The sequence below is a fragment of the Staphylococcus sp. HMSC061G12 genome (assembly GCF_001838465.1).
In the GTDB taxonomy this organism is placed as follows: domain Bacteria; phylum Bacillota; class Bacilli; order Staphylococcales; family Staphylococcaceae; genus Staphylococcus; species Staphylococcus simulans.
This window is the reverse complement of record NZ_KV837057.1, coordinates 94,229-104,440: the sequence shown is the minus strand read 5'-3', so window position 1 is coordinate 104,440 and position 10,212 is coordinate 94,229. Positions and strand designations below refer to the sequence as shown.

At 32.8% G+C, this 10,212-nt stretch carries 10 protein-coding genes and 1 pseudogene; all 11 read left to right on the top strand.

Annotation, left to right across the window (positions count from 1 at the left end):
* Positions 1-144: pseudogene (locus HMPREF2937_RS13980) on the top strand (acetyl-CoA carboxylase biotin carboxylase subunit); the annotation flags it as partial.
* Between the two features lie 15 nt (positions 145-159).
* A complete protein-coding gene (locus HMPREF2937_RS04930) occupies positions 160-531 on the top strand; it encodes an Asp23/Gls24 family envelope stress response protein (protein ID WP_023015159.1) in 372 nt (123 codons plus the stop codon).
* 20 nt (positions 532-551) lie between these two features.
* A complete protein-coding gene (gene nusB / locus HMPREF2937_RS04925; protein ID WP_002481021.1) occupies positions 552-941 on the top strand; it encodes a transcription antitermination factor NusB in 390 nt (129 codons plus the stop codon).
* A gap of 15 nt (positions 942-956) precedes the next feature.
* Positions 957-2,297 (top strand): exodeoxyribonuclease VII large subunit, encoded by a 1,341-nt coding sequence (gene xseA / locus HMPREF2937_RS04920; RefSeq protein ID WP_060804318.1) that lies wholly within the window; start codon positions 957-959, stop codon positions 2,295-2,297.
* Positions 2,290-2,523, top strand: a complete 234-nt coding sequence (locus HMPREF2937_RS04915; protein ID WP_002481019.1) for an exodeoxyribonuclease VII small subunit — start codon at positions 2,290-2,292, stop codon at positions 2,521-2,523. The genes xseA and HMPREF2937_RS04915 overlap by 8 nt, the downstream gene beginning before the upstream one ends.
* A complete protein-coding gene (locus HMPREF2937_RS04910; RefSeq protein ID WP_070864171.1) occupies positions 2,516-3,391 on the top strand; it encodes a polyprenyl synthetase family protein in 876 nt (291 codons plus the stop codon). Before HMPREF2937_RS04915 ends, HMPREF2937_RS04910 begins: the two co-directional genes overlap by 8 nt.
* A 178-nt stretch (positions 3,392-3,569) precedes the next feature.
* The gene (gene ahrC, locus HMPREF2937_RS04905) at positions 3,570-4,022 is read left to right on the top strand and encodes a transcriptional regulator AhrC/ArgR (protein ID WP_002481017.1); all 453 of its coding nucleotides are present in this window, start codon (positions 3,570-3,572) and stop codon (positions 4,020-4,022) included.
* A gap of 14 nt (positions 4,023-4,036) precedes the next feature.
* Positions 4,037-5,713: a DNA repair protein RecN gene (gene recN / locus HMPREF2937_RS04900; protein ID WP_057510479.1), complete on the top strand. Its 1,677-nt coding sequence runs from the start codon at positions 4,037-4,039 to the stop codon at positions 5,711-5,713.
* Positions 5,714-5,740: 27 nt separating this feature from the next.
* Complete coding sequence (locus tag HMPREF2937_RS04895; protein ID WP_002481015.1) at positions 5,741-6,631, top strand: phosphate acyltransferase; 891 nt, start codon at positions 5,741-5,743, stop codon at positions 6,629-6,631.
* Between the two features lie 1,085 nt (positions 6,632-7,716).
* Positions 7,717-8,775 (top strand): butyrate kinase, encoded by a 1,059-nt coding sequence (buk, locus tag HMPREF2937_RS04885; protein ID WP_070864138.1) that lies wholly within the window; start codon positions 7,717-7,719, stop codon positions 8,773-8,775.
* Positions 8,776-8,785: 10 nt separating this feature from the next.
* Positions 8,786-10,210 carry a dihydrolipoyl dehydrogenase gene (gene lpdA, locus HMPREF2937_RS04880; RefSeq protein ID WP_070864137.1) on the top strand — a complete coding sequence of 475 codons (1,425 nt, stop codon included), beginning with the start codon at positions 8,786-8,788 and terminating at the stop codon, positions 10,208-10,210.
* The last annotated feature ends 2 nt before the right edge of the window (positions 10,211-10,212 follow it).

Genomic DNA, 10,212 nt, shown 5'->3' with positions numbered 1-10,212 from the left:
CTACGTGCTTTAAGCGAGTTCTTAGTATTAGGCATAGACACTACAATACCATTCCATATTCGTTTATTAGAAAACGAAATTTTCAATAGTGGACAATATAGCACTAAATTCTTAGAGCAAAATGATATTATGAAAGAAGATTAAGAAGGAGGCATTCACATGGTTAAAGTATCCGAAGATACACATGCACATTTAGGCAGAGTAGAAATTTCTCCAGAAGTACTAATCTCAATTGCAAGTATTGCAACATCTGAAATAGATGGATTAACTGGACACTTTGCTGAAATCAAAAATGCTTCACCTGAAAAGTTGAATCGTAAAAATTTAACTAAAGGTATTAAACTTGAAACAAAAGAAGATGGAATTTATATAGATGTATTCTGTGAGTTTAAGTATGGTATCAACATCTCTCAAACAGCATTGAAAATTCAACAAACAATTTTCAATTCCCTCAGCAATATGACAACTATAGTTCCTAAACAAGTCAACGTTCATATTACGCATATTGAAGTTGAAAATAACAAGAAATAAGTAACAAAGGAGCACGCTCAATGAGTCGTAAAGAATCAAGAAGCCAAGCATTTCAAGCACTGTTTCAACTTGAAATGAAGAATACAGATTTATCTATAGATGAAGCCATTAATTTTATTAAAGATGATTACCCAGATTTAGAATTCGATTTTATTCATTGGTTAGTATCAGGCGTAAAAGATCATGAACCTGTACTCGATCAAAAAATCCAAGAGAATTTAAAAGATTGGAAAATCTCTCGTTTATTGAAATCAGACCGTATCATTTTAAGAATTGCAGCTTTTGAACTAGAGCATAGTGATACACCACCAAAAGTGGTTATTAACGAAGCTGTTGAACTTGCTAAACAATTTAGTGACGAAGACCATTATCGTTTTATCAACGGTGTATTAAGTAATTTAAATCAATAGGATAGAGTGATAAGTATGTCCGATTATTTAAGCGTTACAGCCTTAACTAAATATATCAAATATAAATTCGACCAAGATCCGCATCTGCAATCGGTTTTATTAAAAGGTGAATTATCAAACTTTAAACGTCATAGTAGCGGTCACTTATATTTTAATTTAAAAGATAATCATAGCGTTGTAAACGCTATGATGTTTAAAGCACAAGCTAATAAACTAGATTTCACACCCAAAGAAGGTGATGAAGTTTTAATAGAAGCACGCGTAAGTGTATACGAAAGACGTGGGAATTATCAAATTTATGTAAATAAAATGCATTTAGACGGAATTGGCAACTTATATCAACGTCTAGAAGAACTTAAAAAGGCCTTAACTAAGCAAGGTTTATTTGATATGAGCCACAAAAAGCCGATACCTAAGTTCCCTAAAAAAATTGCAGTGCTTACCGCGAGTACAGGTGCAGCAATACGAGATATTCACTCTACAATAAACAGTCGATTTCCATTAGTAGAACAAATTCAAATTAGTACATTAGTTCAAGGCGAACAAGCTAAAAATGATATTGTAGAAAAATTACAATATGCTGATACTCTTGGTGCAGATGTCATCATTTTAGGACGTGGTGGAGGATCTATTGAGGATTTATGGAATTTCAATGAAGAAGATGTAGTACGAGCAATCTTTAATACACAAACTCCTGTTATCTCAGCAGTAGGTCACGAAACAGATTTCACATTAAGCGATTTTGTAGCTGATGTAAGGGCTGCTACACCAACTCAAGCTGCTGTCATTGCAACACCTGATCAAGTTGAGCTGACACAATACATCAAACAAATAGAGTTAAGTCTATCCAGACACATCGTCCAATTAATTAATAATAAGAAAAAACATTTAGAACATGTAGCTTCTTATTATAAATTTAAACAGCCATCGTTGTTGTATGATCAACAAATCCAACGACGAGATGAATTAGAAAAACAACTAAGTCTTGCGATGACTAATCATTTGACTCATTTACGACAACGTATTGATTTGCTAAACAGTCGCATAAACGTTAGAGATTTAAAACAACATACGCAACAAGCTATTTTAAACAAATCTCAACTTGATAAGGTATTAAACAAATCAATAAATAATATTTTGAGTAATGCTAAAACGATGTTGGCACAGCGATTAGAAAATTTAAATAATTTAAGTCCAACCAATACAATGTTGCGCGGTTACACGATTGTCAATAAAGATGAACAAGTTATTACAAGTACGCAATCATTAAAAACTAATGACCACATCAGTTTAACCATGAAAGATGGCGAAGTTGATGCAATAGTTAAGAAAGTTAGGTGCAATAAAGATGAGTAACGAGCAAAGTTTCGAAAATATGATGGAAGAGTTAGAAAACATCGTAAAAAAATTAGATAATGAAACAGTTTCTTTGGAAGAAGCATTAGACTTATATCAAAGAGGAATGAAGCTTTCAGCATCTTGTGATGAAACATTGAAAAATGCTGAAAAGAAAGTAAATGAACTCATGAAATCTAATGATGGAGAACAAGCTGAGACATCAGCTGAGAATGAAAATGAATAAAATGATTGAACTAATCAACCAACAATTACTAGAAACAATTCCTGATTCAGCTCTTGGCACTAATTTAGAAGAAAGTATGCGTTATTCTCTTGAAGCTGGAGGAAAACGTATACGACCAGTCCTATTATTAGAAACTTTAAAAATGCTGTCTAAAAACCATACTTACACTAAGGGTATTCGTACCGCATTAGCGTTAGAAATGGTGCACACATACTCGCTCATACATGATGATTTGCCTGCTATGGATGATGACGATTATCGTAGAGGCAAATTAACAAATCATAAAGTATACGGTGAGTGGAAAGCATTATTAGCTGGGGATGCGTTATTAACAAAAGCTTTTAACTTAATATGCACAGATAATGCAATTGATGCTGAAACTAAAGTAGCTTTAACATCCCAACTTTCTGATGCGAGTGGTCACTTAGGTATGATCGGCGGACAAACATTAGATATGGAAAGTGAAAATAAAAAAATATCTATAGAGACTTTACAACAAATCCATCGTGAAAAAACCGGTGCTTTACTGTCTTTCGCAATAAATGCCGCAGCAACAATCGCAAAAGTTGATACTGAAGTATCCGAGATTCTTGATACGTATAGTGAACATTTAGGTTTAATTTTCCAAATTAAAGATGATTTACTCGATGTCTATGGAGATGCTGAAAAATTAGGTAAGCCTGTTGGCAGCGATGAGAAAAATCATAAAAGCACTTATGTGACTTTACTTGGTCTAGAAAAAACAGAACAACGACTTCATTATCACGTTGAGCAAGCGAACCAATGTTTGAAACAATTATCTGATAAACAATATGATACAACTGAGCTTCAAAGTCTGACACAGTTGTTCTATAAACGTGATCACTAAAATTATAAGCTGAGTCCTAATATTCAATTTAGACTTAGCTTATTTCTATTTATGAACTTTTATAAATATGCACTATTGTTGGATATTAATAAGCGATATAAGAAGAAAATAAAAGCATTTTGTTTGAACATGTGATACTATGAATGTATAAATATTCGTAATTTGAGGTGTAAGAAAAGTGGCTAAAAAATCAGTAAGACACATAAAAATTAGAGAAATCATATCCACTGAGCAGGTTGAAACTCAAGATGAATTAGTAAAACGTTTAAATTCATTTGATCTGAATGTGACACAAGCAACTGTTTCACGAGATATTAAAGAATTACAGTTAATCAAAGTACCTGCACCGACAGGTCAATATATTTATAGTTTGCCAAATGATAGAAAATACCATCCGTTAGAGAAACTTGGACGTTATTTAATGGATTCCTTTGTAAATATTGAGGGTACAGGTAATTTATTAGTATTAAAAACACTTCCAGGTAATGCTCAATCAATCGGTGCTATCTTAGACCAAATCGATTGGGATGAAGTACTCGGCACTATTTGTGGTGATGATACTTGCTTACTCATTTGTCACGATGAGGATGCTGCAAATGCTATCAAAACACGTATTTTTAATTTGTTATAAGGAAGCGATAAGCCATGTTACAAACACTAACAATTAAACAGTTTGCTATCATTGATGAATTAGAAATTAACTTTGGAAACGGATTAACCGTATTAAGCGGTGAAACAGGTTCAGGGAAATCTATTATCATCGATGCTATTGGACAACTTATAGGCATGCGTGCATCTTCAGATTTTGTTCGTCATGGCGAAAAAAAAGCAACCATAGAAGGTATCTTTGATATTGATAATAATCCCGAAGTGATTAGAACCTTGAACGAATTAGAAGTTGATGCTGATGAAGATTTCTTAATCGTTAAAAGGGAGATCTTCAGTTCAGGTAAAAGTTTGTGCAAAGTAAATAACCAAACAGTAACATTGCATGATTTACGTTTAATTATGCAAGAATTACTTGATATCCATGGTCAACACGAGACACAATCACTGTTAAAACAAAAGTACCATCTTCAACTGATTGATTCATATTCAGATGGCAAATATGATGATATTTTAAAACAATATCAAAATACGTATCAAACTTTTAAAGATAAAACACGTGAACTCGATGAGTTGGAATCTGCTGATCAAGCTTTATTACAAAGGTTAGATCTAATGAAGTTCCAAGCTGATGAACTATCTGAAGCCAATTTACAAGAAGGCGAAGTTGAACAACTTGAAGCTGATATTAAACGCATTCAGAATTCTGAAAATTTAAGTTTGGCTTTAAATGCTGCACATGCAACTTTAACAGATGAACAAGCTATCCCGGATCGTTTATATGAATTGAGTCTGCAACTTGCGAACATTGATGAAATTATTCCTAAAAAGTTCACCGAACTTAAAGAGCAAGTCGACCAATTTTACTATACGTTAGAGGATGCTAAGCATGAGTTGTATGATGAATTATCAAATACAGAATTTGATGAACAGTATTTAAATGAACTAGAATCTCGTATGAATTTACTAAATAATCTTAAAAGAAAATACGGTAAAGATATTTCTAGTTTAATTCAGTATCAAGCTAAACTAGATGATGAGATTAACAAAATAGAAAATTATGAGCAAAGTACAGCAAACTTAAAAGAAGAGATTACTCAGTTACAAAAACAATTAAATAAAGAAGGTCAAATGCTTTCAAAAGAAAGAAGAAAAGTGGCGCGTGAACTAAGAGATCATATTGTAGAAGAAATTCAAAATTTACAAATGAAAGATGCCAATCTCGAAATCTCATTCAAACCTTTAGATGAACCGAATGCAGAGGGTATAGAAAAAATAGAAATATTAATCAGCCCTAACAAAGGGGAACCACTTAAAAGCTTGGCTAAAATTGCTTCGGGCGGAGAATTATCTCGTATCATGTTAGCTTTAAAAAGTATTTTTGTTAAATCTAGAGGTCAAACTGCTATACTATTTGATGAAGTTGATTCTGGTGTTTCTGGTATTGCAGCTCAAAAAATGGCTGAAAAAATGCGTGCAATTTCTGAATATATTCAAGTTATATGTATCTCACACTTACCACAAGTAGCATCTATGAGTGATCATCACTTACTAATCAGCAAAGCATCACAAGATGATAGAACAACAACACATGTTGAAGAATTAACTGGAGAAAATCGTATAGATGAAGTTGCACGAATGATTTCTGGTGCTAATGTGACGAAATTGACAAGAGAAAATGCTAAAGAAATGATAGAGCAAAATCATGCGCTGTAATCTATTTGAAATGAGGGGAGATTAACTATGGAATTCGAAACATTGATCTCTAATACTAAAGAGTTACAAGGTAACATTGGTGTTTTATTTGCGAATGACGAGAAAACAATAGCTGCGATTGTACAATTGCTTAAACAAACAAAATGCCATGTTACGCTCTACGGTACTAAAGATCCAACTGAATTAATACGTTCTTTTAATATAGAAGGGGACTTATTAAGTCGTATACACTTACGAACATTTCACGAGCGTGAGGATGTCTTTAAGAAGTGTGCAGATGATTTAAACTCAGAACAAACTCATGTTTTAATGAAGGGTAACTTACCATCATCAGAAATCTTATCTTTTGTACTAAAACATAAGTCATTTATGGATGAACGACGTTTCTTAAATCATGTATCATGTTTCGATATTCCTTCATATCACAAAATGTTAATCATTAGTGACGTTGCTTTAAATGTAAAGCCTAGCATAGATGATCGTATTCATATGATTGAAAATATTGAAAGCTTTGCGAAGAATATTGGTTATAAAAGTTTAAATGTGGGATTATTATCATCATTAGAACATCCCACAACCAAAATTCCTTCATCAGTAGATGCTGCAGAAATTGCCGCACACTTTAAACAACATAATTTTTTAAAGGTTGAAGGACCATTCGCCTTTGATAACGCGATTGATAAAGAAAGTGCAATTGAAAAGGGTATTGAATCTGAAATCGCTGGTGATGTTGACGCGTTGATTGTTCCACATCTTGACGTCGGCAACACACTCTATAAATCATTAACTTATTTTGCAAATGCCCAAACGGCTAATTTAATTTTAGGATCGAAATTCCCGATTGTTTTAACGTCTCGAGCAGATTCTATACAAAACAAAGTTAATTCAGCTATTTTGGCACTGCATACATTAAAATAGACATATGAAAAATTCCATTGAAATCTAACTTTTTACTAAATAGGAACAGGATGAGTAAATTCATTTCTGTTCCTATTTTCATGAATAATAGTATCAATTCCTCAGAATATAGTACGATTTTTCTTAAAAGCAAAGATATTTCAAATAAATCCTTTTAACGATTTAATTTCAGATTTTAAATATTTATTGCACCATGAAGAGATTTTTTTGATAGTTGTACTTTCTGTACTTGTAAACTTTTTTCTTGCAGCTTATAACTTACTACTGCCATTTAGTAATCAAATATTTCCTGATATAGCAATAGGTTTATATGTTTCATTTTTAACTGCTGAAGCTTTTGATGGAATAATTGGCGCATTAATAATAGGAATATCAAAAAAGATCTACCAATTCAGAAATTGATGACTTTATTAGGAATTTCAGGAACCTCATTAAGTGTTTGCCCAATTGTATACTTATTACTACATAACTATTTTGTGATTCTACTCATACCATTAATTTTCAATTTATTTTTAACAATGTTTAACATACAAATTTTTTCATATACTCAAAGAAATGTTGAAGACATATATTTAGAAAGAGTTTTGGGGATTATATTTTCAGTTGCAATACTATTTATGCCGTTAGGAACTTGGGTGTTTTCTTCTATAATGAAACCTACTAATCTATTCAATTTCTCAATTGTTGGAATAGCCATAGTTATGTTATCCATCATTTTCAGACTCATATTAGGTTTTCGTCATAACTAATCTTTTGTATCAAAATTAAATTATGAGAATCAAATCTACTATGTGATATTCAGGTTCCTATAACGTTTAAGGTTAATTACGATAAAATATTTAATTTGTATAGGAGCTTAGAAGGTTAATGAATTAAAAAGTACGATTTTCATTTGTCAGTGAAAGTCGTATTTTTATTTTGTTTTTAGAGATTTAAACTGCAAAATAACTATTTGAGGGTAACAAGTCATTACTTTTATAGGGGATTACTTTTAATTGAATACTAGATTAAGGTAAAATATAAAGGGTAGTTTTGAGAAAACATGAATACTGCATCATGAATGCAATATAAAGCAGGTGAAATATATGACCAATATTTTAGTCATAAATTTAGGTAGTACCTCTTCAAAAATAGGCTTTTATCAAGGTGAAAATTGTGTTTCAATGGAAACGATTCATCATGATTTGAACATCTCACAAAAGCCTTTACTTGATCAAGAATCATATCGAATTGATTCCATAAAATCATTTATAAAAGAAAAGACTCCAGGGATGAAAAGTATCGATGCGATAGCTTGTAGAGGCGGTCTACTTAAACCCATAGCTGGCGGTACATATACAGTGAATTCTAAAATGTATGAAGACTTAAGATCTTTCAAATATGGTGTACATGCTTCCAATTTAAGTGGGATTATAGGGTATAAATTAGGAGAAATACTAAATATACCTGTATTTATTGTTGATCCTGTAGTTGTTGACGAATTAATTGATATCGCAAGGATAACAGGTATAAAGGATATTAAGCGTAGAAGTGTTTTTCATGCTTTAAATCAAAAGGCAGTTGCACGTCAATATGCAAAGTCCATTCAAAAGCCTTATAACAAAGTCAATGTTATTGTGGTTCATATGGGTGGAGGTATTACAGTAGGTGCGCATTTACAAGGTAAAGTTGTGGATGTGAATGAAGGCTTATACGGCGAAGGTCCAATGAGTCCAGAACGTGCTGGCACAATTCCGAATGATATGCTTTATCAATTTGGAGTTGAGCGTGGGTATTCACCTGAAGCACTTCAACACTTTATTAGCAAGAAAGCAGGACTCGTTAATTTATGTTCTACTAATAACATGAAACAGTTAGTGAATGAATATAGCGTAAATAAAACAACTCATTTAATTTTAGATGCAATGATTTATCAAATTGCGAAGACAATTGGCGAAAGGGCTGTTATTTTTAAAGGCGATATCGATCAAATTCTTTTAACAGGCGGAATTGCACACAGTCAACTCATCACGGATAAAATTCAAGAATATGTAGAATGGATTGCTCCTGTTAGTGTATATCCAGGCGAGTTAGAGATGGAAGCTCTTGCAAATCAAGTTTATGAAGCAGTTAATTTACGCGAAGAAGTAAAAATATATAGTTAGGAGATCAATCATGGCAGAAGAACAATATGATTTAGTTATTCTAGGTGGTGGCACTGCAGGTTATGTCGCAGGCATCCGCGCATCTCAATTGGGCAAAAAAGTCGCGATTGTTGAAAATCAATTACTCGGCGGTACATGTCTGCATAAAGGATGTATTCCGACTAAAGCCTTGTTAAAGTCAGCTGAAGTATTACATACAGTTAAACATGCTGCGGCATATGGTATTGAAACAGAACAATTTAATTTGAATTATAATAAAGTATATGAACGAAAAAATGATATTGTTGAACAAATGCATACTGGCGTTAAGCACTTAATGCAGCACAACCATATCGATATCTACAACGGCACTGGACGTATCCTGGGTTCATCAATTTTTTCACCTCAACCAGGTACAATATCTGTTGAATACGAAGATGGTACATCTGAACTTATTCCGAATGATTATGTGCTGATCGCGACAGGTTCTAGACCAGCGGAATTACCTTTCTTATCATTTGATCACCAAGTTGTACTTTCAAGCAATGACATTTTAAAAATGACAGAGCTTCCTCAGTCCATTGCTATTATTGGCGGCGGTGTTATTGGTATGGAATTTGCTTCATTATTAAATGATTTTGGTGTTGATGTAACAGTTATAGAAGCAGGTGAACGCATTTTACCTAGTGAAAATAAATCAGTTACACAAACATTAAAAAAACACTTGAATGATAGAGGTGTGCAGATTCGTGAAAATGTTCAATTAACTGACGACCAAATTCAAATTAGTGATGATTCAGCTGAAATCAAACTAGAAAATGAAACACTGCAAGTAGATAAAATTTTATTAGCAGTAGGTCGCAAACCAAATACAGAGGATATCGGCTTAAACAATACAAAAATTAATTTAGACGAAAAAGGTTTTATTGAAGTTAATAACAAACAACAAACCCAAGAACAACATATTTATGCAGCTGGAGACTGCATCGGTAAATTACAACTTGCACACGCTGGTTCTAAAGAAGGGACAACTGCAGTAGAAGCAATGTTTGAAGACTCAGTAATTCCAGTTGATTATAATGCAATTCCAAAATGTGTTTATACTTATCCTGAAATCGCATCAATCGGCATGAATGTAGAACAAGCTAAAGCCGCAAATTATAAAAAAGCACGTAGTTTTAAAGTTCCTTTTAAAGCTATTGGTAAAGCTGTGATTGAAGATGCTAATCAACAAGATGGTTTTTGTGAAGTAGTGGTAGACCAAGAAACAGATTCTGTATTAGGATTAAGTATGATAGGTCCACATGTAACAGAACTAATCAACGAAGTTGCTTTACTACAATTTATGAATGGATCTACGCTTGAATTAGGACTAACAACACATGCACATCCTTCACTTTCAGAAGTTCTAATGGAAGCTGGACTTAAAGCAGCAAAACGCTCTGTTCATGCGTAATA

Excerpts from the sequence above, each read along its gene's own strand:
- HMPREF2937_RS04930 (WP_023015159.1), top strand. The coding sequence starts at position 160 with ATGGTTAAAGTATCCGAAGATACACATGCACATTTAGGCAGAGTAGAA.
- nusB (WP_002481021.1), top strand. The coding sequence starts at position 552 with ATGAGTCGTAAAGAATCAAGAAGCCAAGCATTTCAAGCACTGTTTCAA.
- xseA (WP_060804318.1), top strand. The coding sequence starts at position 957 with ATGTCCGATTATTTAAGCGTTACAGCCTTAACTAAATATATCAAATAT.
- HMPREF2937_RS04915 (WP_002481019.1), top strand. The coding sequence starts at position 2,290 with ATGAGTAACGAGCAAAGTTTCGAAAATATGATGGAAGAGTTAGAAAAC.
- HMPREF2937_RS04910 (WP_070864171.1), top strand. The coding sequence starts at position 2,516 with ATGAATAAAATGATTGAACTAATCAACCAACAATTACTAGAAACAATT.
- recN (WP_057510479.1), top strand. The coding sequence starts at position 4,037 with ATGTTACAAACACTAACAATTAAACAGTTTGCTATCATTGATGAATTA.
- HMPREF2937_RS04895 (WP_002481015.1), top strand. The coding sequence starts at position 5,741 with ATGGAATTCGAAACATTGATCTCTAATACTAAAGAGTTACAAGGTAAC.
- buk (WP_070864138.1), top strand. The coding sequence starts at position 7,717 with ATGACCAATATTTTAGTCATAAATTTAGGTAGTACCTCTTCAAAAATA.
- lpdA (WP_070864137.1), top strand. The coding sequence starts at position 8,786 with ATGGCAGAAGAACAATATGATTTAGTTATTCTAGGTGGTGGCACTGCA.